At 72.4% G+C, this 26,583-nt stretch carries 27 protein-coding genes, 1 tRNA gene and 1 riboswitch; of the genes, 14 read left to right on the forward strand and 14 right to left on the reverse strand.

From position 1 onward, the window contains the following. Positions 1 to 30 precede the first annotated feature (30 nt). The 6 genes from ACFRAL_RS10950 to ACFRAL_RS10975 all read right to left on the reverse strand — a co-directional run bounded on the left by ACFRAL_RS10950 (position 31) and on the right by ACFRAL_RS10975 (position 6,206). Positions 31 to 843, reverse strand: a complete 813-nt coding sequence (locus ACFRAL_RS10950; protein ID WP_378882670.1) for an ATP-binding cassette domain-containing protein — start codon at positions 841 to 843, stop codon at positions 31 to 33. Further along, positions 840 to 1,628, reverse strand: a complete 789-nt coding sequence (locus tag ACFRAL_RS10955; protein WP_378882673.1) for an ATP-binding cassette domain-containing protein — start codon at positions 1,626 to 1,628, stop codon at positions 840 to 842. The genes ACFRAL_RS10950 and ACFRAL_RS10955 overlap by 4 nt, the downstream gene beginning before the upstream one ends. After that, positions 1,625 to 2,581, reverse strand: a complete 957-nt coding sequence (locus ACFRAL_RS10960) for an ABC transporter permease (RefSeq protein ID WP_378882677.1) — start codon at positions 2,579 to 2,581, stop codon at positions 1,625 to 1,627. Before ACFRAL_RS10960 ends, ACFRAL_RS10955 begins: the two co-directional genes overlap by 4 nt. After that, a complete protein-coding gene (locus tag ACFRAL_RS10965) occupies positions 2,578 to 3,528 on the reverse strand; it encodes an ABC transporter permease (protein WP_336398541.1) in 951 nt (316 codons plus the stop codon). The genes ACFRAL_RS10960 and ACFRAL_RS10965 overlap by 4 nt, the downstream gene beginning before the upstream one ends. Continuing rightward, complete coding sequence (locus ACFRAL_RS10970; protein WP_378882680.1) at positions 3,525 to 5,039, reverse strand: ABC transporter substrate-binding protein; 1,515 nt, start codon at positions 5,037 to 5,039, stop codon at positions 3,525 to 3,527. The genes ACFRAL_RS10965 and ACFRAL_RS10970 overlap by 4 nt, the downstream gene beginning before the upstream one ends. A gap of 186 nt (positions 5,040 to 5,225) precedes the next feature. Further along, a complete protein-coding gene (locus tag ACFRAL_RS10975; RefSeq protein WP_378882683.1) occupies positions 5,226 to 6,206 on the reverse strand; it encodes an alpha/beta fold hydrolase in 981 nt (326 codons plus the stop codon). Between the two features lie 67 nt (positions 6,207 to 6,273). Between ACFRAL_RS10975 and ACFRAL_RS10980 the strand changes: the two genes are divergently transcribed. The 3 genes from ACFRAL_RS10980 to ACFRAL_RS10990 all read left to right on the forward strand — a co-directional run bounded on the left by ACFRAL_RS10980 (position 6,274) and on the right by ACFRAL_RS10990 (position 8,116). After that, on the forward strand, positions 6,274 to 6,783 hold the full coding sequence (locus ACFRAL_RS10980) for a carboxymuconolactone decarboxylase family protein (protein WP_336398544.1): 510 nt from the start codon (positions 6,274 to 6,276) through the stop codon (positions 6,781 to 6,783). Continuing rightward, positions 6,780 to 7,562: a tyrosine-protein phosphatase gene (locus tag ACFRAL_RS10985; protein ID WP_336398545.1), complete on the forward strand. Its 783-nt coding sequence runs from the start codon at positions 6,780 to 6,782 to the stop codon at positions 7,560 to 7,562. The genes ACFRAL_RS10980 and ACFRAL_RS10985 overlap by 4 nt, the downstream gene beginning before the upstream one ends. 77 nt (positions 7,563 to 7,639) lie before the next feature. Then, the gene (locus ACFRAL_RS10990) at positions 7,640 to 8,116 is read left to right on the forward strand and encodes an SIP domain-containing protein (RefSeq protein WP_336398546.1); all 477 of its coding nucleotides are present in this window, start codon (positions 7,640 to 7,642) and stop codon (positions 8,114 to 8,116) included. Between the two features lie 4 nt (positions 8,117 to 8,120). Here ACFRAL_RS10990 and ACFRAL_RS10995 read toward each other — a convergent pair whose 3' ends face one another. From ACFRAL_RS10995 to ACFRAL_RS11010, 4 genes are all read right to left on the reverse strand, one after another. Continuing rightward, the gene (locus ACFRAL_RS10995) at positions 8,121 to 8,576 is read right to left on the reverse strand and encodes a Fe-S oxidoreductase (protein ID WP_378882687.1); all 456 of its coding nucleotides are present in this window, start codon (positions 8,574 to 8,576) and stop codon (positions 8,121 to 8,123) included. After that, positions 8,573 to 9,409 (reverse strand): arginase family protein, encoded by an 837-nt coding sequence (locus ACFRAL_RS11000; RefSeq protein ID WP_378882690.1) that lies wholly within the window; start codon positions 9,407 to 9,409, stop codon positions 8,573 to 8,575. Before ACFRAL_RS11000 ends, ACFRAL_RS10995 begins: the two co-directional genes overlap by 4 nt. A 222-nt stretch (positions 9,410 to 9,631) precedes the next feature. Next, positions 9,632 to 10,372 carry a PspA/IM30 family protein gene (locus tag ACFRAL_RS11005; protein WP_336398549.1) on the reverse strand — a complete coding sequence of 247 codons (741 nt, stop codon included), beginning with the start codon at positions 10,370 to 10,372 and terminating at the stop codon, positions 9,632 to 9,634. A 96-nt stretch (positions 10,373 to 10,468) separates the two neighbouring features. Then, complete coding sequence (locus ACFRAL_RS11010; RefSeq protein WP_378882693.1) at positions 10,469 to 12,505, reverse strand: TPM domain-containing protein; 2,037 nt, start codon at positions 12,503 to 12,505, stop codon at positions 10,469 to 10,471. Between the two features lie 230 nt (positions 12,506 to 12,735). On the opposite strand from ACFRAL_RS11010, the gene ACFRAL_RS11015 reads away from it, so the two are divergent. From ACFRAL_RS11015 to ACFRAL_RS11030, 4 genes are all read left to right on the forward strand, one after another. Beyond that, positions 12,736 to 13,593, forward strand: coding sequence for a DUF3097 family protein (locus tag ACFRAL_RS11015; RefSeq protein ID WP_378882696.1), 858 nt, complete (start codon positions 12,736 to 12,738; stop codon positions 13,591 to 13,593). A gap of 9 nt (positions 13,594 to 13,602) precedes the next feature. Continuing rightward, positions 13,603 to 14,367: a tRNA (guanosine(46)-N7)-methyltransferase TrmB gene (trmB, locus tag ACFRAL_RS11020; RefSeq protein ID WP_378882701.1), complete on the forward strand. Its 765-nt coding sequence runs from the start codon at positions 13,603 to 13,605 to the stop codon at positions 14,365 to 14,367. Positions 14,368 to 14,382: 15 nt separating this feature from the next. Further along, on the forward strand, positions 14,383 to 15,291 hold the full coding sequence (locus ACFRAL_RS11025; protein WP_378882703.1) for a type II CAAX prenyl endopeptidase Rce1 family protein: 909 nt from the start codon (positions 14,383 to 14,385) through the stop codon (positions 15,289 to 15,291). A 61-nt stretch (positions 15,292 to 15,352) separates the two neighbouring features. After that, a riboswitch (guanidine-III (ykkC-III) riboswitch) is annotated at positions 15,353 to 15,416 on the forward strand. Between the two features lie 10 nt (positions 15,417 to 15,426). Then, on the forward strand, positions 15,427 to 15,747 hold the full coding sequence (locus ACFRAL_RS11030; protein ID WP_336398553.1) for a multidrug efflux SMR transporter: 321 nt from the start codon (positions 15,427 to 15,429) through the stop codon (positions 15,745 to 15,747). 326 nt (positions 15,748 to 16,073) lie between these two features. Here the strand turns inward: ACFRAL_RS11030 and ACFRAL_RS11035 are convergent, their stop codons facing one another. From ACFRAL_RS11035 to ACFRAL_RS11050, 4 genes are all read right to left on the reverse strand, one after another. Beyond that, positions 16,074 to 16,337 (reverse strand): hypothetical protein, encoded by a 264-nt coding sequence (locus tag ACFRAL_RS11035; RefSeq protein WP_378882707.1) that lies wholly within the window; start codon positions 16,335 to 16,337, stop codon positions 16,074 to 16,076. A gap of 81 nt (positions 16,338 to 16,418) precedes the next feature. Next, positions 16,419 to 16,757: an ATP-dependent DNA ligase gene (locus ACFRAL_RS11040; RefSeq protein WP_194397877.1), complete on the reverse strand. Its 339-nt coding sequence runs from the start codon at positions 16,755 to 16,757 to the stop codon at positions 16,419 to 16,421. Between the two features lie 200 nt (positions 16,758 to 16,957). Further along, positions 16,958 to 17,030, reverse strand: a tRNA-Arg gene (locus tag ACFRAL_RS11045). Positions 17,031 to 17,073: 43 nt separating this feature from the next. Then, on the reverse strand, positions 17,074 to 17,898 hold the full coding sequence (locus ACFRAL_RS11050) for an SGNH/GDSL hydrolase family protein (protein WP_336398555.1): 825 nt from the start codon (positions 17,896 to 17,898) through the stop codon (positions 17,074 to 17,076). Between the two features lie 159 nt (positions 17,899 to 18,057). Between ACFRAL_RS11050 and ACFRAL_RS11055 the strand changes: the two genes are divergently transcribed. The 7 genes from ACFRAL_RS11055 to thrB all read left to right on the forward strand — a co-directional run bounded on the left by ACFRAL_RS11055 (position 18,058) and on the right by thrB (position 26,496). Then, positions 18,058 to 18,912, forward strand: coding sequence for a transglutaminase family protein (locus tag ACFRAL_RS11055; RefSeq protein ID WP_336398556.1), 855 nt, complete (start codon positions 18,058 to 18,060; stop codon positions 18,910 to 18,912). Between the two features lie 83 nt (positions 18,913 to 18,995). Further along, positions 18,996 to 20,663: an arginine--tRNA ligase gene (argS, locus tag ACFRAL_RS11060; RefSeq protein ID WP_378882712.1), complete on the forward strand. Its 1,668-nt coding sequence runs from the start codon at positions 18,996 to 18,998 to the stop codon at positions 20,661 to 20,663. A 2-nt stretch (positions 20,664 to 20,665) separates the two neighbouring features. Continuing rightward, a complete protein-coding gene (locus ACFRAL_RS11065; RefSeq protein WP_378882715.1) occupies positions 20,666 to 21,487 on the forward strand; it encodes a DUF2993 domain-containing protein in 822 nt (273 codons plus the stop codon). A gap of 150 nt (positions 21,488 to 21,637) precedes the next feature. Further along, the gene (gene lysA, locus ACFRAL_RS11070) at positions 21,638 to 23,092 is read left to right on the forward strand and encodes a diaminopimelate decarboxylase (protein ID WP_378882716.1); all 1,455 of its coding nucleotides are present in this window, start codon (positions 21,638 to 21,640) and stop codon (positions 23,090 to 23,092) included. Continuing rightward, on the forward strand, positions 23,089 to 24,441 hold the full coding sequence (locus ACFRAL_RS11075; protein ID WP_378882720.1) for a homoserine dehydrogenase: 1,353 nt from the start codon (positions 23,089 to 23,091) through the stop codon (positions 24,439 to 24,441). Before lysA ends, ACFRAL_RS11075 begins: the two co-directional genes overlap by 4 nt. Positions 24,442 to 24,463: 22 nt before the next feature. Continuing rightward, positions 24,464 to 25,552, forward strand: coding sequence for a threonine synthase (thrC, locus tag ACFRAL_RS11080; RefSeq protein ID WP_378882723.1), 1,089 nt, complete (start codon positions 24,464 to 24,466; stop codon positions 25,550 to 25,552). Then, positions 25,549 to 26,496, forward strand: coding sequence for a homoserine kinase (gene thrB, locus ACFRAL_RS11085; RefSeq protein ID WP_378882726.1), 948 nt, complete (start codon positions 25,549 to 25,551; stop codon positions 26,494 to 26,496). The genes thrC and thrB overlap by 4 nt, the downstream gene beginning before the upstream one ends. The last annotated feature ends 87 nt before the right edge of the window (positions 26,497 to 26,583 follow it).

The raw sequence follows: 26,583 nt of genomic DNA on the forward strand, positions 1-26,583 counted from the left end.
GAACCTAACGCCGCCCGCCGACGCCCAGCGTCAGGCCGGGCTCACATCCCGCCCGGGGGCGTCGATGACGGGGATCGAGGCCAGCAGCCGGCGGGTGTACGAGACCTGCGGCTGCAGCAGCACCTTCTCGGTCGGTCCCTCCTCGACGACGCGGCCGTCCTTCATCACGACCACTTCGTCGCACAGGTTCTGCACCACGCCGATGTCGTGCGACACCAGCAGCAGGGTGAGCCCGTCGCGGGCGCGCAGCTCGCCGAGCAGCTCGAGGATCTGCGCGCGCACCGTCACGTCCAGGGCCGACAGCGGCTCGTCGCCGACGAGCAGCCGCGGCCGGTGCACGATCGCCCGTGCCAGGGCGATGCGCTGCCGCTGGCCGCCCGAGAACTCGTGGGGGAAGCGGTCGGCCATCGCGGCATCCAGTCCCACGTCCTCCAGCACGTCGCGCACGCGCGCGCGCCGGTCCCCGTCGACGCCGAGCGCCCACAGCGGCTCGCCGACGATGCGGCCGACGCTCATCCGGGGGTCGAGAGAGGCGTAGGGGTCCTGGAAGACGATGCCGGTCTGCCGGCGCAGCCAGTGCAGCGATCGCGCCGAGGCGTTCGCGTCCACCGCCTGCCCGTCGAACTCGACGGTCCCCGCGGTGGGCGCGTCCAGCGCCAGCAGCAGGCGCACGAGGGTGGACTTGCCCGAGCCGGACTCGCCGATGACCCCCACGGCGGATCCCTCCCGCACGTCGATGTCGGCATCCTCCAGGCCCGTGGTGAAGGTGCGCGCGCCGAACAGCCGGCTCTTCGGCGCGGGGTAGCGGCGGGTCAGCCCGCGACCGCTGATCAGCACGTTCATGGGGCACCCCCCGGGCGCCACAGCGTGGCGGTCGCATCGCGCAGCAGCTCCTGGGTGACCACGGATGCCGGGGCGGAGAGCAGCTGAGCCACGGGCGCCGCCTCGACGACGCGCCCGCGCTCGAGCACGACGCCGTGCGTCGCGATCTGCGACAGCACGGCGAGGTCGTGCGTGATGAACACCAGCGACATGCCGTCGTCGCGCACGAGCCCCAGGAGCAGGTCGAGGATCTCGGCCTGGATCGTGACGTCCAGCGCGGTGGTCGGCTCGTCGGCGATCAGCAGCCGCGGCCGGCACGCGAGCGCCATCGCGATCGCGACACGCTGCCGCTGGCCCCCCGACAGTTGATGCGGGTACCGCGAGACGATGCGGCCGGGGTCGGGGAGCGCGACCCGGGAGGCCTCGGCGACGGCGCGGGCTGCGGCATCCCGCTTCGACAGGCCCTCGTGGATCCGCACCGACTCGGCGATCTGGCGTCCCACGGTGCGGATGGGGTTGAGCGCGGTACGGGGCTCCTGGAACACGATCCCGATCTCGTCGCCGCGGAGCTCGGCGAGCTCGGCGTCGTCGAGCCCGAGGATCTCGCGGCCGTTCCAGCGGATGCTGCCCGACGCGGTCGCGCCGTCGGGCAGGAGCCCGAGGATCGCGAGGGCCGTGAGCGACTTGCCCGATCCGGACTCGCCGATGAGTCCCACGCGCGCGCCGTCGGGGACGCCGAACGAGACGCCGTCCACCACGACGCGGCCGCCGATCTCGATGCTGAGGTCCTGCACGTCGAGGGTCACGACACGACCTCCGGGATGTGCAGGCGTGCGCGTCGGGTGGCGAAGGGGCTGCGGGACAGGGTCGGGTCGGTCGCCTCGCGCAGGCCGTCGCCGAGGAGGTTCAGCCCGAGCACGGTGAGGGTGATGGCAAGACCCGGCCACACCACCGACAGCGGATGCACCGTGATGAACTGCTGCAGCTCGGCCAGCAGCAGCCCCCACGAGGGCTCGGTGACCGGCGCACCGAAGCCCAGGTACGACAGCCCCGCCTCGGCGAGCACCGCCACCGCCATGCCCCACGACAGCTGCACGATGAACACCGGGGCGACGTTGGGCAGGAGGTGGCGCCACAGGTTCTGCGCGGGCGTCAGTCCGCTCGCGCGGCCGGCGAGCACGAAGTCGCTGTGCAGAACCCGCCGCAGCTCCGGCCGCGTCACGCGGGCGATGTTGACGCCGAAGCCGATGCCGACCGCCCAGATCACGACCCACAGCGACCCGCCCCAGACGGCGGAGATCATCATGGCGATGATGAGCACGGGGAACGCGATCAGGATGTCGACCAGGACCGCGACCGACTCGCGCACCCACCGGGCGGTGAGCGCGCCGAGGGCCGCGAGCGCGATGCCGATGACGGTGGCCACCGCTCCCGCGCCCACGGCGACCAGCACGGTGGTGCGGGCGCCGGCCATGAGGAGGCTGAGGATGTCGCGCCCCGACCCGTCGGTCCCCAGGAGGTGCGGCCATCCGGGCGGCGCCCAGCGGCCGGAGATGTCGACCTGCTGGGGATCGAACGGCGTCCACACCTGCGCGACGACGGCGGTCGCCGCGACGACGCCGACCACGATGAGGCCGAACCGTCCGGTCGACAGCGCCCACAGCCGCCGCAGCCACGCCCAGCGCGACCGGCGGCGCCGGGGCGGGGCCTCGGGTGCGGCATCCGCGTCGGCAGCCCCTGCGCTCGTCGAGGGGATCATGCCGCCTCCCGCTGCCGCGGGTCGATGAAGCGGTGCACCAGGTCGACGGCGAAGCCGACGACGAGCACGAAGCCGGTGAGCGCCAGCAGCTCGCCCTGAACCATCGGAAGGTCGCGCGCGGCGACGTCGGAGACCAGCATGCGGCCGATGCCGGGGAGGGAGAACAGCTGCTCGATCACCACCGCGCCCACGATGATGCCCGCGACCTGCAGGCCGAGCACGGTGATCACCGACAGCCCCACGACGGGCAGTCCGTGGCGGATGAGCGCCTGGTCCCTGGTGAGGCCCTTCGCGGCGGCCGTGCGGACGAAGTCCTGACCGACGGCCTGGAGCGTCGCGCTGCGCACGAAGCGCAGCAGCATCGCGCCCTCGACGATGCCGATCGTCAGCGCGGGGAGGATCAGCGCGCGCAGCGCGGCGGCCGGGTCCTCCCACCCGGCCCGCGGGAAGCCCTGCGCCGGAAGCCAGCCGAGCCACACCGCGAAGACGACGACGAGCATCATCCCCGCCCACACCACGGGCACGGCGGCGAGCGCCTGGGCGCCGACGCTGAGCGCGGTGCCGTCGGCGCGGCCGCGGCGCATCGCCGAGAGCACGCCCAGCGGCACGCTGATCACGACGGCGATGAGGAGCGACAGCACCCCGAGCGGCACCGTCACCTCGGCCTTCTGCGCGAGCTGGTCCACGACGCTCGACCCGGTCAGGAGGGACGTGCCCAGGTCGCCCCGGAACAGGCCGCCGATCCAGTCCAGGTACTGCGCGGGCAGCGGCCTGTCCAGCCCGAGGCGCGCGCGGATGGCGCCCTGCTGCTCAGGCGTCGAGCCGACCCCGGCGATGACCGAGGCGACGTCGCCGGGGAGCACGCGGAGCGTCACGAAGATCAGCACGCTGGCGACGAGAAGCCCGAGCAGGAGCAGGGCGAATCGGGTCAGCGTGTAGCGGATCACCCGTTGCTCTTGCCGATCTCGGTGACGTTGAGGCGCTCGTTCACGTTGATCGAGGGCATACCGGTGATGTTAGTGCCGACCGCGATGACCGAGGCGCCGTTGTACAGCCAGTCCGCCGCGTGGTCCTCGGCCACGATCCGCGCGGCCTCCTGCAGCAGGTCGGCGGCCTCTGTCTCATCGGTCGCCGCGAGGGACCGGGCGTAGAGCTCCTGCACCTCGGGGTTGTCGTAGGTGAAGTAGTAGTCCGGGTTCGCCCAGTTCTCGAAGTCGCGGGCCTCGGTGTGCAGCACGAAGCTCAGGTCGTAGTCCTGGTTCGTGTACACGTCGGTCAGCCACGTCGTGAAGTCCACCGACTCGACCTCGAGCGTGATGCCGACCTCGTCGAGATCCGACACGAGGATCTGCGGGATGGTCGTCGAGTAGAAGTTCGGGATGGTCAGCGTCAGCTCGAGGTCCTCGGCGCCGGCCTCCTCGAGGAGCGCCCGCGCCGCTTCGGGATCGAACGGCGCGACGTCCGACAGGTCCTCGTAGCCCGGGTCGAGCTCGGGGATCGGCCCGTACTGGGCCTGCCCCGACGCCAGCGCCTCGATGATCGCGTCGTGGTCGATGGCCTGACGGATCGCCTGCCGCACGCGCTCGTCCTCGAGGGGGCTGCCCGGCGCCTGGTTGAACGCGAGCGTCCCCTTGTCGGTCGACCGGCCGAGCACGAGGGCGAAGTCGCCGTTCGCCTCGATCTGCTCGCGGAGGTTCGCGTCGAAGCCCGTCAGGACGTCGACCTCGCCGGCGAGGGCCGCGTTGAGGGCCGCCTGGTTGTCGGGGATGTAGTCGAAGACGACCTCGGCGGCGCCGGACGGCTCGTCCCAGTAGGCCTCGTTGCGGACGAACGTGATGCTGTCGCCCTGCCGCCAGTCGTCGAGCACGAACGGCCCGGTGCCGTTCGCCTCGGTCTGGTAGTCGACGGTGTCGCCTTCCTTGAGGATGATCCCCGCGCGACCGGTGAGGTTCCACAGCAGGCTCGAGTCCGGGGCGTCGAGGGTGAGCGTGACCTCCTGGCCCTCCGCCTCGATCGCCGTGACGCCCGAGAGACGGCCGGAGTCCCGCCACTCCGCGGTGTCGCGACGGGTGGTCAGCGACCACACGACGTCCTGCGGGGTGAGCGGCTGGCCGTCGTGGAAGGTGACGCCCTCCCGCAGCGTGAAGGTGTAGGTGAGACCGTCGGGGGAGACGGTCCAGTCGCCGGCCAGAGCCGGGACGATGTCCTGCTCCGGGGTGCGCGCGACCAGGCCCTGGTAGATGTTGTCGACGAGGATCTGGTCCAGGGCCGAGCCCGCCGTCTGCCGGATGTCGAGGTTACCGGGCTCCAGCACGAGGCGGATCGCCACCGAGGCGTCGGGATCGGGGTCGCCGATCACCGTCGGGGTCGGCTCGGCTCCGCTGCCGCTGCACGCGGTCAGGGCGAGGAGGCCGGCGGCGAGCAGGGAGGTCGCGGCAAGGGCGGTGCGACGGAGCATGGAGGTCCTTTCGGGGAGGGTCCCGCGTGCTGTGGGGCGGGCCGTTCTGTGGGGACGGCCCGGGGGCGGATATCAGCCTAGGGATATCGCGTCGGCGCGCGGCAACCGCTACTCGGAACGCAATACAAGTGATATCGCTTCCCGAACCGGCCGATTCCCGCGGGGTCCTGCCGCGCCTCGCGCCGATCACGCGTCCAGCGCGCGCCTGCGGAGGAGGGCGGCGAGGTCCGCCGGGATGTCCTCCTGCACGTTGTGCCCCGCGGGGACGGAGACGACGGATGCCGCCGGCAGCCGCCGCGCGAAGACCTCGGCGTCGGCGTCGGTGACGTAGCCGCGGTCGCCCCGGATGAGTGTCGTCGGGGCGAGCACCGCGGCGAGGTCCTCCCAGCCGGATTCGCCGAGCACCGACGCGACGGCATCCGTCCCGCCGGCAGGAGGCACCGCGGACGGCGCGTCGACGGGTCCGTCGCCCGCGCGCGCGGCGGACGCGGCGTTCGCCAGGTGCGCGAAATGGTGCTTCCACTCGACGCGTCCGTCCGGACGCACCCGCGAGTTGTGGAACACGCCGCGCTCCGCCTTGCGGCGGGTGCCGCCGCCCAGGCCGAAGGCGAGAGCCCGGTCGACCAGCTCGTCGCGCGAGGCCCAGTCGACCGGACCCGCGAAGAACTCCCGGATCTGCGTGGGGCCGGCGTTCGCGTCCACGCCGGGCGTGATGTCGATGACGACCAGCTCGCGCACCAGATCCGGACGGGATGCCGCGACCGCGGCGGCCGTCAGCCCGCCCAGCGACTGCCCGACGAGCACCTGCGGCTCGGCGGTCCACGCGTCCATCCCCGCCGCGACGTCGGCGGCCAGCACCCGCGCGAGGTACGCCGCATCGTCGCGCCAGGACGAGTCGCCGTGGCCGGGCAGATCGATCGCCAGCGCGGGCAGCCCGAGCGCGAGGATCGTGGTGTCCCAGGTATGCGCGTTCAGGCCGGCGCCGTGGAGCAGGGTCACCACGGGCGGCGTGTCCGGCGCGTCGGCGGGGGCGTAGTGCAGCGCGCTCAGGCGGCGGCCGCTCTCGAGCGTCAGGGTGAGGCGCCGGCCGCGGGGGAGCGGGGAGTCGATGCCGGCCTCCGCCGCCTGCTCGGGAAGGAACGAGAACTCGTCGATGGGGTCGCTCACCCGCTCATCATGCCGCACCGCACGGGCGCCGGTCCGCGTGGTGTGCACGGCTGGGTAGTCTGGCGTCATGACGGCTGAACACCGCGTGCACCTCTCGCGAGCGGCGCGACCCGCCTACCAGGCCCTCTCGGCCTTCTCGAAGAGCGTGGGCGGCATCGCGGCCGAGAACGGCGTCGACGACCGGCTCAAGGAGCTGGTGCAGATCCACGCCTCGCAGCTCAACGGCTGCGCCTACTGCGTCCGCGTGCACGTCGAGCGTGCGACGGCGGCCGGCGTGTCCGCCGACGAGATCGCACAGCTGCCCGTGTGGCGGGACTCGGGCGTGTTCTCCGAGCGCGAGCGCGCGGGGCTCGAGCTCGCCGAGGCGTTCGTGTTCATCCACGACGACGGGATCCCCGACGACGTCTACGACCGCGTCGGCGGCGTGCTCACCGAGAAGGAGTACGTGGCCCTCAGCTGGATCCTCGTCTCCATCAACGCGTTCAACCGCATCGCGATCGCCGGCCGGTACAGCGTGCCGCCGCGCGACGACCTCGCCGGCGAAGACAAGGACGCCGCCGCGGGCGCGGCGTGGTGACCGACGACCCGGACGCCGTGGAGCCGGTGACCCCGGCGGGCTCCGGTCGCCTGGAGTTCTCCGATCCGGTCGTCCCCGGCGCCGTGAACCTCCGCGATGTCGGCGGGCTGCGGGCGGGGGAGACGACGACGCGCTACGGCGTCCTGTTCCGCTCGGGCAATCTCGCGCGTCTGGGAGGGAAGGGCAGGCGCGCGCTGGCAGGGCTCGGGCTGCGCCGCATCATCGACCTGCGCGCCGACGACGAGATCGCACGCGATCCGAGTCGCGTCTCGGGTCTGGACATCGTCACGCAGCGCGTACCGCTGTTCCTCGGCTCGGTCGAGTCGTTCTTCCGCGACGACCTCAGCCTCGACGAGATGTACCGCCGCATCGTCGACGACTCGGCCGAGGGCGTGGTCACGGTCGTACGCGGCATCCTCGCCGATCAGCCGGTTCTCGTGCACTGCACCGCGGGCAAGGACCGCACCGGCGTGACCGTCGCGCTCACGCTCTCGGCCGCCGGCGTCGACGTCGACGCCGTCGTCGCCGACTACGCGCGCACGGAGGGGCTGCTGCCGGCCCGGCGCAATCGCTATGTCGTGACGCTGCTGCGCTCGATGCACCCCCGGGCCGTGAACGTCGAGGACCTCGTCATGCGCTCGCCGGCGCCCGTCATGGAGGCGCTGCTCGTGAGCATCGCGGAGCGCTTCGGGTCGTCGGCGGAGTACCTGCGCGCGCACGGCCTCGCCGACGACGAGATCGCGGAGCTGCGCCGCGTGCTGCTGCGGCCCGACGCGTAGCGCGGGGCCGGGCGGTGATGTCATCGTGCGTCACTGAGGTAAGGCAACCCTTCATAAGCGGGTATAGTGGAGGTGTCATGTCGCACACCACCGCACACCCGTCCGCCACGCACAGCGCGTCGGCGTGCCGTGCGTCTCGCCACACGCGCGTCCAGCACCTCATCACGGCCGACGAGACCTCGCTGACCGAACTCGAGGCGCTGCTCGCGACGCTTCCGATCTGCTCGACGGGCCGGGTCTTCATCGAGATCCCGGATGCCTCGTGGCTCGCCGAGATCGCGGCGCCCAGCCGGATGGTCGTGACGTGGCTCGACCGGTCGCAGCGCTCCGGCGCGCCCGGCACCGGTCGCGGCTGCGGCTCGGGGGAGGCGCTGACGCGTGCGGTCACGGCCTGGTCCGACGAGATGCTCTGCGCCGAGGACGACCAGACCCGCATCCACCTGCTGGGCGGCTACCTCGGCACCGCAGACATCCTCGACCACCTCGTGGGGCTCGGCGTGCGCGCCGATGCCGTCCACACGCCCGCGCAGTACGGCCTGACGACCGCCCGCTGAGCGTTCAGGCCCCGCGCGGCACGTAGTTGCCGTCGGCCAGGTCCGCCTCGATCTCGAACCGGTTGCGCAGCGGGTCCCGCCCGGCGAGCAGATACAGCAGCGGCATCAGGAAGCCGTACCGCCGCCACTGGCGCTTGTGCACGGCTTCGTGGCGCAGCAGCGCGTCGGTGACGCGCCCGTCCCCGGTGAGGAAGCAGCCGCCGACGCACACGCCGCCCCGAGGGAAGGACCATCGCGGCATCCCGCGGAAGACCCACAGGCCCTCGCGTCTCTCGATCGCGCCCGTGCTCCACAGCGTGCCCCAGATCCACCCCACGGTGCTGCCGTACCAGTAGCCGACGCGGCTGACCGGCGAGTCCAGCAGGAAGGCCGGGATGAACGCGTCCAGGCGGCGGCCGCGGATGACGGCACGCTCGGCGCGGGCGCGCCATCCGGGCGGCGGCGTGGCGATGGGGCTCACGCGAGCGCCCCGATCACCCGCAGGATCGCCCCGAGATCGTCGGTCGCGGCCGCGGCCGACGTGGGGGAGTAGCCCGCGAGGGAGGCTCCGACCAGCGGCACGCGCGCGCGCAGGCGGGCGAGCGCGACGGTGAGCTCCGCGACCGTGATCCCGAACGGCTCCGGGTGGGCGTTGCCGGCGATCTCGGCGGGATCCAGCGCGTCGATGTCGACGTGCACGTACACCGCGTCCGCGCCCGTGGCCGCGACGGCGTCGGCGAGCGCGTCGGCCTCCGCGAACCGGTCGACCGCGAGCGAGGTGATGCCGAAGTCCGCCACCGCCGTCAGCTCGGGATCGTCGAACGACCGTGCGCCGCCGATGACCACGCGACCCGGGACCACCGTCCCACCGGGCAGGGCGAGCCCCGGCACGCCGTCGCCGACGACGGCGCGCAGCACCATGCCGGCGAACGCCCCGGACGGCGAGGTCTCGGGCGAGTTGAGGTCGGGGTGAGCGTCGATCCACACCACCGCGAGCGCGGGAGCCCGGCGCGCGGCGTGCGCGATGGGTGCCAGGGCGATGCCGCAGTCCCCGCCGATCGTCAGCACCGGCTCGTCGGGAGCCGCCGAGCCGTGCGCTGCGAGGGCCTCCGCGACCATGCCGTGCACGCGCTGCAGCGCGCTCAAGCGGTGGATGCCGGTGCCGAGCGACTCGCCCGCCTCCATCGGCACATCCAGCACGGTGGTCGAGGCCCGGGGCAGGTCGCCGGCGATCGCCTGCGCCCCGTCGATGAGCTGCATCGCGCGCGAGGAGGGGCTTCCCTGCCACTGCGGGACCACGAGGTATCGCGTCATCCCCTCATCTTCGCGCACAGCCGCGGTCGCGGCATCCGCCCTCCGCCTTCTTCGCCGAGAAACCGCGATGTCGGCGAAAGTCCACGTTGTGGGCGACGAGAGCGTGGTCGTTCGCCGAGAAACCGCGATGTCGGCAAGAAGTGGGGGAAGGGCAGGGTGCCGCGGAGAACGCGGAGGGCGCCGGGTCCGCGGGGACCCGGCGCCCTCCGGCGCGTGGTGCGATCAGTTCTCGATCGCGGCCTGCTGCGGCGTCGCGCCGGACTTCAGGGCGGCCAGGCGCGCCTCGACCTCGGTCAGCTCGCCGACGTCCTCGAGGGCGTTGAACTGCGCGTCCAGGCTGGACGCCGCGAGCTCCTGCTTCCCGGCCGCGAGCGCCTCCTGGCGCCGCACCTTGTCCTCGAAGCGCCCGAGCTCGCTGGTCGGGTCGAGCACGTCGATCGACTTGACGGCGTCGTGCACCTTGTTCTGCGCCTCGGCGGTCTTCGCGCGCGCGAGCAGCTCGGAGCGCTTGGACCGCAGCTGCTCCAGCTTCTGCTTCATGCCGTTGAGGCCCTCTTTGAGCTTGTCGACGACCTCGTTCTGCGAGGCGATGGTGGGCGCGATCGCCTTGGCCTCGTTCTCCTCGCTGATCTGACGCTGCAGCGCGATCTTGGCGAGGTTGTCGAACTTGTCGGCGTCGGCCGTGTTGCCGACCCGGCGCAGCTCGTCGGCCTTGCGGCTGGCGGCGAGGGCCTTGTTGCCCCACTCGGTGGCCGCCTGCACGTCCTCCTGGTGGTCGCGCTCGAGCAGGCGCAGGTTGCCGATCGTCTCGGCGATGGCCGACTCGGCGTCGGCGATGGAGTTCGTGTAGTCGCGCACGAGCTGATCGAGCATCTTCTGCGGGTCCTCGGCAGAGTCGAGGAGTGCGTTGATGTTCGCCTTCATGAGGGTCGAGATGCGACCGAAGATGGACTGCTTCGCCATCGGATTTCCTTCCTGTCGGACTTCAGTTCTGGTCTGGATCGATGTCGGATGACGGATGCCGCTCCCCGCGGTGCACGGACGGCTGGACGGTGCGGGTCAGAAGCGGCCACCCCCTCGGCGCATGCGGGTTCCACCGCCGCCGAAGCTGCCCGGCCGGAACCCGCCGCCGCCCGAGCGACCGCCGCCGAGCATGCCGCCCAGCCCGCCGCCGAAGCCGCCGCCGCCCCCCGAGCGACTGCCGCCGAGCATGGAGTTGAGCACGATGCCGCCCAGCACGGCGCCGAGCATCCCGTTGTTCCCGCCGCTCTGCTGGCCGCCGCCGCCGAACATGCCGCCCATTCCGCCGCCGAAGGCGCCGACGTCGTTCTGGGCCAGCTGGATGGCGAGACCCGCGAGCTGGTCCGCCCGCTGCGCCTGCTGCATCGCCTGCTGCGGATCGACGGCCTGCAGGGCGTGGGCCCGTGCGAGCGAGGCGCCCGCTTCGGCGAGTCGCGTGCGGGCCTCGGCGCCGACGGCGCCGCGCCGCGCCGTGATGTAGTCCTCCGCGGCGGAGACCTGGGCCTGCGCCTGCGTCATCACCTGGGCGAGCATCTGGTGGGCGCGCTGTGCCTGTGCCTGGGCGTCGCGGACGCCCTGCACGAGCGAGTCGATCTGGGCGTCGGCCGCCTCCAGCGCCTGCAGCGCCGCGAGGGGGCGCTTGGCCGCACCGGTCAGCTGGGCGCGGGCGGTGTCGAGCTGCTGGCGCGTCGCGGCGATGACGGCCGCGATCCGGCCGTCGGCATCGGGCAGCGTTGACGCCGCGGCGATGTCGCTCTGCAGCTCGGTGAGAAGGGCGGCTGCGCTGCGCTCGCCCTCGGCGAGGTCGTTCGCGAGCTTCTCGATGGCGTCCTCGAGGAGGGTCGCCTGACCGACCGCCTCCTCCGCCGCACGGATGCCGACCGCCGCCTCGCCGCCGTCTCCGGCCCCGATCGCGGTCTGCGCCGCGGCGAGCTGCTCGTCGGCGAAGCCGAGCCGCTGCCGGGCCTGCTCGGGGTTGTCGGCGACGGTCGCGAGGGCCTCCGGCGCGTACGCCGAGCGAAGGGTCTGCAGACGCGCCGCCGCCTGATCGAGGGATGCCGCGGCTCGCGCCCGCTCGGCCTGCACGCGGGCCAGCGCCTCGGGGGCGTTCTGCTCGAGCTTCCGCAGCTCGTCGAACGCCGCCGCCTTCTCGTCCAGGAGCGCGTTCGAGGCCTCGCACAGCGCGATGATGCGCTCGTTCCAGGCCCGGGTGTCCTGCTCGGAGTCGGGCGTCGCGTCGTCGAGCTGCTGGCGGAGGCCGAACGCCTCGTCGAGGTTCTGCTTCGCGGTGGCCAGCGCGGTCTCGAACTCGACGGTCGCGGCATCTCCGAACTGCGCCTTGGCGAAGCCGAGCTCCTGGGCGCTGGTCTTGAGCGCGTCGTCCGTCTCGACCAGGAGCGACGCGGCCCGCTTCTCGAGGTCCTCGATGCTGACCTGCGGCGGCGCACCGGGGACCTGCGGCCCCGCCGTGCCGGAGCGCCGGCGCCGCAGGAACATCACCAGCAGCACGGTGCCCACGACGACCGCGGCCGCGAGCAGCACCCACGTGAGCCATCCGCCGCCCCCGGGCACGTCGGAGGCGCCCGCCCCGGAGCCGCCGTCGGCGGCGTCCGTCATGCCGTCCGCCGCCGCATCGACCGCGCCGAGCCAGTCGTCGCGCTGCAGAGCGGGCTGGATGCGCTGGGTCTCGATCGTGGAGAGCTGCTCCTCGCTCAGCGGTCCGTTGGAGTAGCCGGACAGGTAGTACTGGCGGCCGTCGACCGAGACCGCGAGCAGGTACTGGGTGGTGCCGAGCCCGTTGTCGTCGGCGGTCTGGTTGGCCCACGGGCCGGCGTCGTCCGGATCGGTGAACTGGTCCACGTACACGACCCACAGGTCGAGTCCGGTGTCGGTCTTGAGCTGCTCGAGGCGCTGCTGCGCCTCGGTCTCTTCGTCCGTCGAGAGCACGTCGGCGTCGTCGAGGACGTACCCGGAGCCGAGCGTCACCGGGGGTGTCGCCGAGGCCGCCGCCCCGCCGATCGCTGTGGCCGCGACCACCGCAGCGGACGCCAGCGCCGCAGCCCATCGCCGTCGCATCGATCCCCCCTCTGGGACTCGGGTGACCCCCCGGCCGAGTCTATTCAGGCCCGGGCATACGAGGGTAGCCCGCACGGCGGGCCCAGGTTGTGTGTTCGCCGAGAGCACGCGGCGCGCCGGCGCAGACGGGCTCCCCGCCGGGCGGAGCGGGGAGGAGATCGGCTGCCGGGCGGGTCGCTGCGATACGCGCCCGCGGCGAGCGGGTAGCGTTTCGGATCCGGAGGACGAGGATGGACGATCGCTACGGCGCGGATGTGCTGGCCACGGGGTGGAAGGGCCACGGGGTGCGCGAGCTTCCCCGGGTCGCGGCATCCCGCGATCTCGTGGTCGAGGTCGCCGCCGACGGCTATTGCGGCGCGGTGGTCGGCGTGTCGGGCGGCATGGTCGAGCTGGAGGACCGCCGCGGCCGGAGGCGCGTGTTCCCGCTCGGGGCGGGATTCCTGATCGACGGCAGGGACATCGTGCTGGGGCCGCCCGCGCCGGCGCCGGCGGCCACGGGTCCTCGCCGCACCGCCTCGGGGTCGTTCGCCGCGCCGGACGCGCGGGCGAGGACCGCGCGGGCCAGTCGCATCCTCGTCGAGGGGCGGCACGACGCCGAGCTGGTGGAGCGGGTGTGGGGCGACGATCTGCGCGCCGAGGGCGTCGTCGTGGAGTACCTGCAGGGCATCGACCTGCTCGATGCCACGCTGGACGAGGAGCCGCCGTCGGCGCAGCGCCGGTACGGCGTGCTCGTGGACCACCTCGTGCCCGGCTCGAAGGAGTCCCGCATCGCCGACGCCGTCGCACGCGGCCGCCACGGCGCGCACGTGCTGATCGTCGGCCACCCCTGGATCGACGTCTGGCAGTGCGTCACGCCCCGCGCGGTCGGCATCGAGCGCTGGCCGGACGTGCCGCGGGGCATCGAGTTCAAGGTCGGCGTGTGCCGCGCCCTCGGCTGGCCCGCTCGCGACCAGGCCGACCTGGCGCGGGCCTGGCAGCGGATCCTCGCGTCGGTCACGACCTACCGCGACCTCGAGCCCGCCTTCCTCGGCCGCGTGGAGGAGCTCATCGACTTCGTCACGGTCGGCCCGGCCGACGCCTCTCGGTAGCCTGGAGGCGTGACCGACCCCGCGCCGCCGACCTCCGACGCCCGAACCTTCCGCGAGAAGCCGGTGTCGTTCGTGCGTCGCAGCGGCCGGATGTCGGAGGCGCAGGAGCGGGCGTGGAGCGAGCTCGCGCCCCGCTACGTCGTGACCGTCCCGAGGGACGTGGCGGCCACGAGCATCCTGCCCGGCTCAGAGATCGACCCCGCCGCGGTGTGGGGCCGCGAGGCGCCGCTGGTCGTCGAGATCGGCTCCGGCCAGGGCCACGCCATCGTGCACGCGGCGTCGTCGCGTCCCGACGAGGACTTCCTCGCGATCGAGGTCTTCAGGGCGGGGCTCGCGCGCACGATGCTCGACGCGGAGCGCGTCGGCGCGCGCAACCTGCGCCTGGTGGAGGCCAACGCTCCCGAGGTGCTCGAGCACCTGCTGCCCGCGGCATCCGTCGACGAGCTCTGGGTCTTCTTCCCCGACCCGTGGCACAAGAAGAAGCACACCAAGCGGCGCCTCGTCGCCGGCGGGTTCGCCGAGCTCGCAGCGCGCGCGCTGAAGGACGGCGGCATGCTGCGCCTGGCGACCGACTGGGAGGACTACGCGCTGCAGATGCGCGAGGTCATGGGTGCGGCACCCGACTTCGAGCCGGCCTACGAGGGGGAGTGGGCGCCGCGGTTCGAGGGCCGCGTGCTCACCGCGTTCGAGCGCAAGGGCGCGCGCGTCGGGCGCGACATCCGCGATCTGTCCTACCGTCGGGTCCGACGGACCGCCCGCCCGCTCGACGACTGATCCGGAGCCGCCCTCATGCCCGCACATCCCGACGCCGCACCCGCGCCGGTCGTCCCGGCGTGGTCGTGGCGCCTCGCCCCCGCCCTCCTCGTGTGCCTGGCCGCCCCCGCATTCTTCGTGCTGCGGGTCCCGTGGGTCGGCTGGGTGCTGCTGGCCGCCGGAATGGCCGTCGCGGTGGCCATGGAGCGCGTCCCGGCGTCGCAGCAGGTGCTCCAGGGTGCCGGCGCGAGCGCACCGGCGACCCAGGAGAACGGCATCCGTCGCCCGTCCCTGGTGCGGGACCTCTCGCTCATCGCGGTGGGCATGCTGATCGTCAGCGTGATCCCGTTGAAGGCAGAGCTCGACAACCTCGCCATCCTCCGGTTCGCCCTGGCACTCGGCGGCGCGGTGGCGGTGCCCTACGTGATCTCGCGATGGGTGTACCGTGACCGCGCCATCCGGTTCCCCTGGCGCGGCGGAGGCCGGTGGACGGCATTCCAGTGGACATGGCTGGTCGCCGTGCTGCTGCTGGGCTGGCTGATCCTGCCGTTCTACTTCATCACCTCGGGGGTGTACCTCAACTGGCCCGTGGTGGACACCCCCGATCTGATCGCACGCCTCTTCGTCGGCGTGGGCGCGGTCGGCATCTGGGACGAGCTCTTCTTCATCTGCACCTGCTTCGCGCTGCTGCGCCGGCACTTCCCGTTCTGGCAGGCCAACGTGCTGCAGGCCGTCGTGTTCGTGTCGTTCCTGTGGGAGCTGGGCTACCAGGCGTGGGGGCCGCTTCTCACGATCCCGTTCGCGCTCCTGCAGGGCTTCATCTTCATGAAGACGCGCTCGCTGGCCTACGTCGTCACGGTGCACCTGCTGTTCGACGCGGTCGTCTTCCTGGTGCTCGTGCACGCGCACAACCCGGGCATGCTGGACGGGCTCTTCCTCGTCTGAGCGTGCGTGCGGGGCGGTGCGGCTGCTCAGGGCCTGCCCAGGCCGGACGGGTAAGGTCGCAGACGGGTCCCGACCGGACCCCCGGACGACGGATCAGTACCCGGTGAGCGACAAGACTGGCCAGGAGTCGCAGTCATGTCGTGGGTCATCCTCATCCTCTCGGGCATCCTCGAAGCCGTGTGGGCCACCGCGCTCGGCAAGACCGAGGGCTTCACCAAGCTCTGGCCCACCGTCGTCTTCGGCGTCGCGCTCGTGGCCAGCATGGGCGGCCTCGCGTGGGCGATGCGCGACATCTCCACCGGCACCGCCTACGCCGTCTGGGTCGGGATCGGCGCGGCGCTCACCGTCGCGTACGCGATGATCACCGGTGCCGAGGCGTTCTCGGTCGTCAAGATGCTGCTCATCCTCGGCCTGGTCGGCTGCGTCGTGGGACTGAAGGTCGTCGGACACGAGTGATCGAAGGAGCGGATGCTGCGGCATCCGCTCCCATCTCCCGCCCCCTGTCCTTCACCCTCACGTTGACGTCGAGGCGAGTTCTGCCCGCCCCCTTGACGGCGCGGTCGGACAGGAGGACATTCGAGAGTGCGAACAGACAACAGGAACGAGGTACCCGAAAGGGAACCGGACACGGAAACCAGACATCGCACTGACGATCCCCCCGGCGCTTCGGCACCGAGGGGATCATCGTTTTCTGCGCCGAGCGCGGAGCGCCGGGGCTCGCGCGAAGCCGGGGCCCCGGCGACGCGCCCGCGGGCGGCCTCGTGCGGGCGGAGCACCGTTCGTCAGCCCCCGGTGCGCGGGTTCTGCCCCGACCCCGCGACCTCGGGTGGCGGAGCGGCATCGTCGCCCGGAATCGGGATGACGGCGAGCGGCACACCAGGGGTGATGAGCAGATGGGCGGGCCGCATCGTGCCCTCGCCGTCGTTGACCTCGAGCCAGAAGAAGCCCTTCGCCAGGCCCGCCTCCACCTCGCGCAGGAGATCGTTCAACCGGCGGCCGCCCACGCTGTAGTGCTCGCCGTCGTAGTAGATGTCGATCCGCTTCATGCCGCTCCTGTCGTCCCTGGCCGTCTCGGCCGTCCCTGTTCGCGAATCGGCGCGAGGGGCCGTCGCCCGCGCGGTGCGCGGTCAGGCGATCACATCGTGCTCCTGCGGCTCCACGGCGATCGGCATGGCAGGCTCGGGGACGAGGTAGAGACCGGACGGCGAGTTCGCGGTGTGGGCGAGCGCGTCGATCCACGCGGGGTTGAGCTGCGGTTTCCGGCTGCCGTAGAACTTGTACACCAGCGCGCATCGAGGGTGGACCCAGATCGTCGTGCGTCCGTCGCCGATGCTGGCGTCGTCGCGCCATGTGAAGTGGAAGGGCTCTCCTCGCCGCAGCTTGGTGCCGATCACCAGCTGAAGGTGCGCGAGCGTACGGTCATCGAAGTCGACCTTCACAGCCCCTTCGTAGATCAGCTTTCCCATCGACTGCCTCCGCCCGGAGACTGCCGGCGAACGCAGCGCCGTGGGGGTCGCCTGTGGTGGACGTCGGTCAGCTCCACCGCTCATGCTCCTCCGGTCGCGGGGGTTTGGACACCCCTTGACACCCCGCGAAGGTGCCCAACGGTGTGCCGGCCGAAGAACACGAAAGGACCGGTCCGTGTGGACCGGCCCTTCACCGTGTGTGCCCCCGACAGGAATCGAACCTGCGACCTTTGGTACCGGAAACCAACGCTCTATCCCCTGAGCTACGGAGGCGTGCCGATCGAGATTACCATCCCGGACGGGCGGCTCCCGCCAGTCACGGTGCCGGGACGGCGTCGTCGTGCGGGGCGTCGGCCACGATCGCAGGCTGATCCGCCATGCGCTCGATCGCGTCCGCGACGCGCCCCGCGAGGTAGGCGTGACCGTCCGTGGAGGGGTGGTCACGGCCGACCGGCCCGGTGTCGATGACGTCGAGGTAGTTCGCCTGCGTGATCCAGTCCTCGGCGATGGGGGAGATGTACCACCACCCGCGGGCGGAGGCGAGCTCGCCGAGATCGGCGTCGATGCTCCGCGTGCTGCGCTCCACGGGCAGCACCTGCGGGGCCGGACCGAGGATCACGATGTCGGCGTCGGGATACCGGGCGTCCAGCGCGTCCCACGCGGCCTTCACGGCATCCCGGTACCCGTCCGGATACAGCCGGCGATCGTTGATGGACCCCTCGACGATGATCACGTCGGGATCGAGCGCCGGGTCGAGCGCGGCGATGCGCTCGCCGTAGGACGGTCCGTCGATCCCGGGCTTCAGGTAGCCGCTGCCGCGGACGCCGTCGACGACGGTCTCCACCCCGAGCTCGTCGGCGAGCCGGTACGCGAAGCCGAGCGTCGGCGTCGTCGCCGCAGATCCGTACACCCACGAGTCGCCGAACACGAGCACGCGGGCGTCGTCGTCGAGGAGGAGGGGAGCGAGGGGGACGGATGCCGCGGCCGGCGCGTCGCCCTCCGAGACGGCCACCTGTGCGACGGGTTCGGGCGCCACACCCGGACGCAGGAGGGCCACCGCGCACAGCGCGGCCACGGCGATCGCGGCGACCGACAGGGGGAGCCACAGCCGCCGTGCGCGGAAGCGGCCGGGCGCGTGCATGTGAAGAGGGTAAGTCATCTCCCCGGGAGTCTCGTCCACAGTGCCGGGAGCTGGGGAAAGGACAGGCGGATCCTGAGCCTCCGTGTCCTTGCTGGCCGCTCACCCGGGAACCTCCACAGCCCCGCGTCGAGGCGCCTCGCGGCATGCGAGGATACTTCGGTGCAACGCGTCGTGACCGCTGAGATGGACCTCGAACTGGGGGCATCCGTCGACCTCATCTTCCAGATCGCAGCCTCCCAGGCGGTGCCGGTCTCGAATGAGCAGCTGACGTTCACGCAGGGTGATCGCGTGTACACGCCGACCGAGATCGTCGACCAGTCCGGAAGCCGGCTGCACCGCCTCACGGGCGAGCCCGGACGGCTCGAGATCCGCTACGAGGCGACCGTCGAAGGTCAGGCCGCGTCGAGCCGGACGAGCGACCTCGAGGCCATCACGTACCTGCGCCCCAGCCGGTACGCGCAGTCCGACGAGGTTTTCCAGCAGGCGCGCCGTCAGTTCAAGGGCCTCTCGGGTCACGACCTCATCGCGGCGGTGTCCGAGTTCGTCGCGTCCAGCACCACGTACACGCCCGGCCTCAGTCACGGCACCGACAGCGCCGTGACCACGCTCATGACGGGGCAGGGCGTGTGCCGGGACTACGCGCACGTCGTGATCGCCCTGCTGCGGGCGATGGACATGCCGGCCCGCTACGCCGCCTGCTACGCGCCGGGGCTGCGCCCGATGGACTTCCACGCCGTGGCGGAGGCCTATCTCGACGGCGCCTGGTACGTGATCGACGCGACGAGGCTCGCGAACCGCAGGTCGCTGGTGCGCATCGCCACCGGACGCGACGCCGCGGACTGCGCGTTCCTCAGCTACCACGGCGGCTACGTGGGGCTCGAGCGCCTGCGCGTCGACGCCTGGGTGGTGCCCGAGGCGGCGACGCTGGAGGGACTGGACACGCTTCCCGATGCCCTCCCCGAGGCGGCGGATCCCGCCTCCGACGACTTCGGCGCGCTCGTGCAGATCTCCTGAGAGCCCGGCCCGCCGACGGCCTTGCCGACGGCGGTGCCGCGCCGAACGGGGGCCGCCACCGGCCCAACTAGAATGATCCGGTTATGAACCCCGAAGCCCTCTCCGCCGCTCTGCTCGCCGTCGTCGCTCCGCTGGCGGAGGCCCGACGCCCCGGTGCGGCGGCTGGGCTCACCGCCGCCGACCTGCCGCTGGAGCGGCCGAAGAACCGCGACCACGGCGACTGGGCGTCCAACGCGGCGCTCAAGCTCGCGAAGGCCGTGGGTGCGAACCCGCGCGAGTTCGCCGCCGACATCGCCCGTGGCCTCGCCGAGGTCGAGGGTGTCGCGGGCGTCGAGGTGGCCGGTCCCGGGTTCATCAACATCCGGCTGGATGCCGCGGCCGCCGGCGCCCTCGCCAGGACGATCGTCGAGGCCGGCGCGGCGTTCGGCACGAACGAGTCGCAGCGCGGCAACACGATCAACCTCGAGTTCGTGAGCGCGAACCCGACCGGGCCGATGCACATCGGCCACACCCGCTGGGCCGCACTGGGCGACTCGATGGCGCGGCTGCTGCTCGCCAGCGGCGCGACGCTGGTCCGCGAGTTCTACGTCAACGACGCCGGCGCGCAGATGGAGCGGTTCGGGCGCTCGGTGCTCGCGGCCGTGAAGGGCGAGCCCACGCCCGAGGACGGCTACCCGGGCTCGTACATCGACGACCTCGCACGGCGCGTGCTCGCCGCGGAGCCCGAGCTGCTGTCGCTGCCCGAGGACGAGCAGCTCCGCGTGGCCCGCGATCGCGCGTACGACTTCCAGCTGGGCGACCTCCAGGTCTCGCTGGAGAGGTTCAACGTCCACTTCGACGTGTTCTTCAGCGAGCGCACGCTGCACGCCAAGGGCCCCAACGGCGAGCCGAGCCTCGTCGACGAGGCGGTCGACCGCCTTCGCGAGCAGGGGCACGTGTTCGACGAGGACGGAGCGGTGTGGGTCCGCACCACCGACTTCGGCGACGACAAGGATCGCGTCATCCGCCGCTCCAACGGCGAGTACACCTACTTCGCCGCCGACGCGGCGTACTACCTCAACAAGGGCGACCGCGGCTTCGCGCACAAGATCTACCTGCTGGGCGCCGACCATCACGGCTACGTCCACCGCCTGAAGGCGCTCGCGGGCGCCGCCGGCGACGACCCCGACAAGGACATCGAGGTGCTCATCGGGCAGCTCGTGTCGGTCAACGGCGCGCGGCTGTCCAAGCGGGCGGGCAACATCATCGAGCTCGACGACCTGCGCGACTGGATCGGCACCGACGCGCTGCGGTACTCGCTGGCGCGCTACCCCGCCGACTCGCCGCTGACCCTCGACCCCGAGATCCTGCGCAAGCGCACCAACGACAACCCGGTCTTCTACGTGCAGTACGCGCACGCCCGCACGCACAACGTCGGCCGCAACGCGCACGGCTCGGGCGTCGACCGCTCCGAGTTCGCTCCCGAGCTGCTCACGCACGAGACCGAGTCGGCGCTCCTGGGGGCGCTGCAGGAGTTCCCGCGCATCGTCGCGTTCGCCGCCGAGGTGCGCGAGCCGCACCGCGTCGCCCGCTACCTGGAGGAGCTGGCCGGCCTGTACCACCGCTGGTACGACAACTGCCGCGTCATCCCGCTCGGCGATGAGCCCGTCGAGCCGGTGCACCGCACGCGCCTGTGGCTCAACGACGCCACCGGACAGGTGCTGCGCAACGGCCTCGACCTCCTCGGCGTCGGCGCGCCCGAGCGGATGTAGCGATGAGCTCAGCGGACACGCGGCCCACCGAGCCCCTCCCGGAGCGGTCGGCGGCGTCCGCGTCGCCCCGGCGCCGGCGCGGGTCCTGGCCCTGGTTCGTCGGCTTCGCCATCGTCGCACTGCTCGCGGTGGCCGCCTGGTTCGCCGCCGAGCTCATCGCCCGGCAGATCGTGGTCGGCGTGGTGCGCGACCAGGTGCGCACGCAGCTCGCGCTGCCCGACGACCAGCCGATCGACGTCGTCCTCGTCGAGCCGGTGCTGCCGCAGCTCATCGCGGGGACGCTGACCGAGCTCACCATCTCGTCGCAGGACGTGGTGCTGGGCAGCGTCGAGGGGGACATGTCGGTGGTCGCGCAGGGCGTGCCCGTGCGCGGCAGCGGCGACATCGCCGGCGCCGAGGGCACGCTGGTGCTCGACGAGCAGCAGCTGAGGACGCTCATGTCCGATGTCGAGGGGTTCCCGGCCGACAGCCTCGGGCTCGCGGCCCCCGACATCACGGCGACCACGGACCTGACGATCTTCGGCGCGACGGTCGCCGTCGGCGCCGCACTCACCCCGTCCGCCGCCGAGGGCGATCTCGTGCTGACCCCCGCGTCCCTCCAGGTCGGCGGTGCGGAGGTGTCGGCCGAGGAGCTCCAGGACCGCTTCGGCCGCATCGCCGACGGGGTGCTGCGCGACTGGGACGTCTGCGTCGCGGAGTACCTCCCCGCCGGGGTGACCCTGACGTCGGTCGCCGTCGAGGGCGAGACGCTCGTGGCCGGCTTCGACATCGACGGCGGCATCGCCTCCGACCCCGCGCTGCAGGAGAACGGCACCTGCGCCTGAGACGCCGGGCGTCACACGGCGCGGGGGCCCGCAGCCACGTGCCCTAGACTGCTAGCACTGCCAGGGGCGTGACTCCGCCGGCCCGGCATTCGCGCCGCACCCGGTCGCCCGGACGGCCACAGCGTCGAAGCCCCCACCGATTGGTCCACCGTGTCCGCCGACCCGCACACCCGCACCGTCGCTCCGGCCTGGCTCCATCCGCCCGCCGATGCGAACGGCCTTGCGCCCGCCGTGTGGCCCGCGGCGGCCCGCCGCGACGATGCGGGAATCCTGTCTCTCGGCGGCATCCCCGCCACGACGCTCCGCGAGCGCTTCGGAACGCCCCTGTACGTCCTGGACGAGGACGAGGTGCGCGCCACCGCGCGGCGGACGCTCGACGCGTTCCGCGCCGCGGCGGCGCTGCACGGCGTGCAGGCGCGGGTCTACTACGCCGGCAAGGCGTTCCTCAGCACCGAGGTGGTGCGGTGGGTCACCGAGGAGGGGCTCGCGGTCGACGTGTGCACCGGCGGCGAGCTGGCCGTGGCGCTCGCGGCGGGGGCCGATCCCGCGCGTCTCGGCTTCCACGGCAACAACAAGTCGGTCGCCGAGCTCGAGCGCGCGGTCGAGGTCGGCATCGGGTCGATCGTCATCGACAGTCTCATCGAGATCGAGCGGCTCGCGGCGATCGTCGAGCGCCGCGGCGGCACGCAGTCCGTGCTGGTCCGGGTCAACAGCGGCGTGCACGCCGAGACGCACGACTTCCTGGCCACGGCCCACGAGGACCAGAAGTTCGGCTTCACCCTCGAGGACGCCCCGGCGGCCGTCGCGCGCATCCGCGAGCTGCCCGGCCTGGAGTTCGTGGGACTGCACTGCCACATCGGCTCGCAGATCTTCGGCACCGCCGGCTTCGAGGAGTCGGCCGGCCGCATCGTCGAGCTGCACGCCCAGCTGCGTCAGGGCGGCGAGCTGCCCGTGCTCAACCTCGGCGGCGGCTTCGGCATCGCCTACACGTCGGTCGACGACCCGACGCCCATCGAGGTGCTGGCCCTGGGCATCGCCGAGGCCGTGGCGCGCGAGTGCGAGGAGCGCGGCATCCCGATGCCGAACCTCGCCTTCGAGCCGGGCCGGGCCATCGTCGGCCGCGCCGGGGTCACACTGTACGAGGTCGGCACGACGAAGCCGGTCGCCCTCGAGAGCGGCGACGCGCGGCTCTACGTCAGCGTCGACGGAGGCATGAGCGACAACGCGCGTCCCGCCCTGTACGGGGCGCAGTTCTCGGCGCGCATCGCCTCGCGCACGAGCGAGGCCGAGCCGGCGCTCGCGCGGGTCGTCGGCAAGCACTGCGAGTCGGGCGACATCGTCGTGGACGCCGAGTACCTTCCGGCCGACGTCGCCGCCGGCGATCTGCTGGCGGTGCCGGCCACCGGTGCCTACTGCTTCTCGCTCGCCAGCAACTACAACTACGTCCCCCGCCCGCCGGTCGTGGCGCTGCGCGGGGGAGAGGCGCGCGTCATCGTGCGCGGCGAGACGGTCGACGACCTGCTCGCCCGCGACGCGGGCCTCGCGACGCCCGTGCTCGAAGCTGGGCGCCCCCTCGAGGGCGCACCGATGGAAGGGACCGCATGACCGACTACCGCCGCCTCCGCGTCGCACTCCTGGGAGCCGGAGCCGTCGGCTCGCAGGTCGCGTCGCTGCTGCGCCAGCACGCCGACGAGCTCGCCGACCGGGCGGGAGCGCGGCTGGAACTGGTCGGCATCGCGGTGCGCGACGTCGACGCCAAGCGCGACGTGGACCTTCCCAAGGACCTCTTCACCACCGACGCCGAGTCGCTCATCGTGGGGTCCGACATCGTGATCGAGCTCATGGGGGGCATCGAGCCGGCGCGGGCGTACCTGCTGCACGCGATCAACTCGGGTGCCGACGTCGTGACCGCCAACAAGGCGCTGCTCGCCACGCACGGTCCCGAGATCTTCGACGCCGCCGATCAGGTCGGTGCCGAGGTCTACTACGAGGCGGCCGCCGCGGGCGCCATCCCCATCATCCGCCCGCTGCGGGACTCGCTGGCGGGCGACCGCGTGCAGCGCATCATGGGGATCGTCAACGGCACCACGAACTACATCCTCGACCGCATGGACACCGAGGGCGCGGAATTCGCCGACGTGCTCGCCGACGCCCAGCGCCTCGGCTACGCGGAGGCCGACCCCACCGCCGACGTCGAGGGCTACGACGCCGCGCAGAAGGCCGCGATCCTCGCGAGCCTCGCGTTCCACACCACCGTCCCGCTCGACGCGGTCCACCGCGAGGGCATCACCTCGATCGACAAGTCGATGATGGATGCCGCGCGCCACGCCGGCTACGTCATCAAGCTGCTGGCCGTGTGCGAGCGGCTGAGCGAGGCATCCGGCGAGGCCATCTCGGTGCGCGTGTATCCCGCGCTCATCGACCGCGCGCACCCCCTCGCCAGCGTCCACGGCGCCAACAACGCGGTCTTCGTGCAGGCGGAGGCCGCCGGCAACCTCATGTTCTACGGCGCCGGGGCCGGCGGCGTGCAGACCGCATCGGCCGTGCTCGGCGACGTCGTCTCGGCGGCACGCCGCCACATCGCCGGCGGTGTCGGCGTGGGCGAGTCGACGCTGGCGAACCTGCCGATCGTCCCCGTCGGCCGCGTGACCACGAGCTACCAGATCACGCTCGAGGTCGACGACGAACCCGGCGTGCTGGCGACGGTGGCGGGAATCCTGAGCGACGGGCGCGTGTCGATCGCGACCGTGGAGCAGACCGTCGTCGAAGAGGGCGCCGCGACAGGCTCGGGGCAGTCCGGGTCGCAGGACGACGCGGGCGAGCCCGGTGTGGCGCGCCTGGTGATCGGCACGCACAAGGCGCGCGAGCAGGACCTCAGCGACACCGTCGCGCGCCTCGCCGCGAGCGGCGTCGTGGAGCGCGTCGTCTCGGTGCTGCGCGTCGAAGGCAACTGAAGGCTTCTGAAGGAGAACTGACATGGCACATGTTTGGCGCGGAGTCCTCCGCGAGTACGCAGATCGACTGGGCGTCACGGATGCCTCCACCGTCGTCACCCTCGGGGAGGGCGGCACGCCGCTGCTCCCGGCCCCGGCGCTCTCGCGCCGCACCGGCACCGACGTGTGGGTGAAGTTCGAGGGCATGAACCCGACCGGCTCGTTCAAGGACCGCGGCATGACGGTCGCCGTCTCGCGCGCGATCGAGCACGGCGCGAAGGCCGTCATCTGCGCGTCCACGGGCAACACGTCGGCCTCGGCGGCCGCGTACGCCGCGCACGCCGGCATCACGGCGGCCGTCCTCGTGCCCGAGGGCAAGATCGCGATGGGCAAGCTCAGCCAGGCCGTGGCGCACAACGGGCGCCTCATCCAGATCCGCGGCAACTTCGACGACTGCCTCGAGATCGCGCGGGAGCTCGCCGACAACTACCCGGTGCACCTGGTCAACTCGGTCAACCCCGACCGCATCGACGGCCAGAAGACCGCCGCGTACGAGATCGTCGAGCAGCTCGGCGACGCTCCCGACTTCCACTTCATCCCGGTCGGCAACGCCGGCAACTACACCGCCTACACGCGCGGCTACACCGAGGAGGCCGCGGCCGGCGTGTCCACCCGCGTGCCCCGCATGTTCGGCTTCCAGGCCGAAGGCTCCGCGCCGCTCGTGCGCGGCGAGGTCGTCAAGAACCCCGAGACGGTCGCCAGCGCCATCCGCATCGGCAACCCGGCGTCGTGGGACCTCGCGCTCGAGGCGCGCGCGGCGACCGACGGCTGGTTCGGGGCCATCGACGACGACCGCATCCTGGCGGCGCAGAAGCTCCTCTCCGGTGAGGTGGGCATCTTCGTCGAGCCGGCGTCCGCGATCAGCGTCGCCGGCCTCCTGGACCGCGTCGAGGCCGGTGTCGTCCCGCAGGGCGCGCGCGTGGTGCTCACGGTGACCGGCCACGGCCTGAAGGACCCGCACTGGGCGCTGCGCAACGCCGACGGCTCCGAGGTCGAGCCGACGGTGGTCGACGCGACGACGTCGGAGGTGGCATCCGTCCTCGACCTCGCCCCTGCGGCGGCGACCGCGTGAACGCAGCCGTCGTGCCCGCTCCCGGCCGGCGTGTCGTGGTCCGCGTTCCGGCCACGAGCGCCAACCTCGGGCCCGGGTTCGACACGCTCGGCCTCGCGCTGAGCGTGTACGACGAGCTCGACGTCACCGCGCTGCCGGAGGGCGAGCTCGAGATCGAGGTGGAGGGCGCGGGCGCGGCCGACGTGCCGCGCGACGCGTCGCACCTCGTCGTGCGCGCGATCGCGTACGCCTATGAGGCGGTGGGACGGCGGATGCCGGGACTGCGCCTTCACGCCAGGAACGTGATCCCGCACGGGCGGGGCCTGGGCTCGTCGGGCGCCGCGGTCGTGTCGGGCCTGCTCGCGGCCAAGGGACTGCTGGAGGGTGACGTCGAGCTCGGTCCCGACGCGCTGCTCCGCCTCGCCACCGAGCTCGAGGGGCACCCCGACAACGTCGCCCCGGCGCTCTTCGGCGGGCTGACCATCGCGTGGGTCGACGAGGACGGCCCGCAGCACAAGAAGCTGCTCGTCCACCGCGGCGTCTCGCCGCTGGTCTTCGTGCCCGAGTTCACCATGTCGACGTCTCTTGCGCGCAGCCTCCAGCCCAAGCAGGTGCCGCGCGAGGACGCCGTGTTCAACGTGTCGCGCTCCGCGCTGCTGATCGCGGCGCTCACCCAGAGCCCGGAGCTGCTGCAGGCCGCCACCGAGGACAAGCTCCACCAGAACTACCGTGCCAGCGCGATGCCCGAGACCGACGGTCTCGTGCGCGCACTGCGGGCGGCAGGGTTCGCCGCGGTCGTCTCCGGCGCCGGACCCAGCGTGCTCGTGCTCGCAGACGGACCCGGGCGCCGCCTGGAGGCGGCGTCCCTGGCTGCGGCGGTCACCGACACTCCGTGGGAGGCCCTCATGCTCGCCGTCGACTTCAAGGGTGGTACAGTGAGGGAGTACGCGGAGGGTTCCACGTAATACGTGAATCTGGCCTCCGTCGCAAATCTGCGAAACCACCGCACGGCATTCTGACCTGCCGACGTCCGCTGAGTACCCTCGCGGTCC

The sequence above is a fragment of the Microbacterium sp. NPDC056736 genome, from assembly GCF_042790415.1.
GTDB lineage: Bacteria > Actinomycetota > Actinomycetes > Actinomycetales > Microbacteriaceae > Microbacterium.

Bases quoted from the DNA above. Each gene is read 5' to 3' on its own strand.
- ACFRAL_RS10950 (WP_378882670.1), bottom strand. From the start codon at position 843: ATGAACGTGCTGATCAGCGGTCGCGGGCTGACCCGCCGCTACCCCGCG.
- ACFRAL_RS10960 (WP_378882677.1), bottom strand. From the start codon at position 2,581: ATGATCCCCTCGACGAGCGCAGGGGCTGCCGACGCGGATGCCGCACCC.
- ACFRAL_RS10970 (WP_378882680.1), bottom strand. From the start codon at position 5,039: ATGCTCCGTCGCACCGCCCTTGCCGCGACCTCCCTGCTCGCCGCCGGC.
- ACFRAL_RS10980 (WP_336398544.1), top strand. From the start codon at position 6,274: ATGACGGCTGAACACCGCGTGCACCTCTCGCGAGCGGCGCGACCCGCC.
- ACFRAL_RS10990 (WP_336398546.1), top strand. From the start codon at position 7,640: ATGTCGCACACCACCGCACACCCGTCCGCCACGCACAGCGCGTCGGCG.
- ACFRAL_RS11000 (WP_378882690.1), bottom strand. From the start codon at position 9,409: ATGACGCGATACCTCGTGGTCCCGCAGTGGCAGGGAAGCCCCTCCTCG.
- ACFRAL_RS11005 (WP_336398549.1), bottom strand. From the start codon at position 10,372: ATGGCGAAGCAGTCCATCTTCGGTCGCATCTCGACCCTCATGAAGGCG.
- ACFRAL_RS11010 (WP_378882693.1), bottom strand. From the start codon at position 12,505: ATGCGACGGCGATGGGCTGCGGCGCTGGCGTCCGCTGCGGTGGTCGCG.
- ACFRAL_RS11015 (WP_378882696.1), top strand. From the start codon at position 12,736: ATGGACGATCGCTACGGCGCGGATGTGCTGGCCACGGGGTGGAAGGGC.
- ACFRAL_RS11025 (WP_378882703.1), top strand. From the start codon at position 14,383: ATGCCCGCACATCCCGACGCCGCACCCGCGCCGGTCGTCCCGGCGTGG.
- ACFRAL_RS11030 (WP_336398553.1), top strand. From the start codon at position 15,427: ATGTCGTGGGTCATCCTCATCCTCTCGGGCATCCTCGAAGCCGTGTGG.
- ACFRAL_RS11035 (WP_378882707.1), bottom strand. From the start codon at position 16,337: ATGAAGCGGATCGACATCTACTACGACGGCGAGCACTACAGCGTGGGC.
- ACFRAL_RS11040 (WP_194397877.1), bottom strand. From the start codon at position 16,757: ATGGGAAAGCTGATCTACGAAGGGGCTGTGAAGGTCGACTTCGATGAC.
- ACFRAL_RS11050 (WP_336398555.1), bottom strand. From the start codon at position 17,898: ATGCACGCGCCCGGCCGCTTCCGCGCACGGCGGCTGTGGCTCCCCCTG.
- argS (WP_378882712.1), top strand. From the start codon at position 18,996: ATGAACCCCGAAGCCCTCTCCGCCGCTCTGCTCGCCGTCGTCGCTCCG.
- ACFRAL_RS11065 (WP_378882715.1), top strand. From the start codon at position 20,666: ATGAGCTCAGCGGACACGCGGCCCACCGAGCCCCTCCCGGAGCGGTCG.
- ACFRAL_RS11075 (WP_378882720.1), top strand. From the start codon at position 23,089: ATGACCGACTACCGCCGCCTCCGCGTCGCACTCCTGGGAGCCGGAGCC.
- thrC (WP_378882723.1), top strand. From the start codon at position 24,464: ATGGCACATGTTTGGCGCGGAGTCCTCCGCGAGTACGCAGATCGACTG.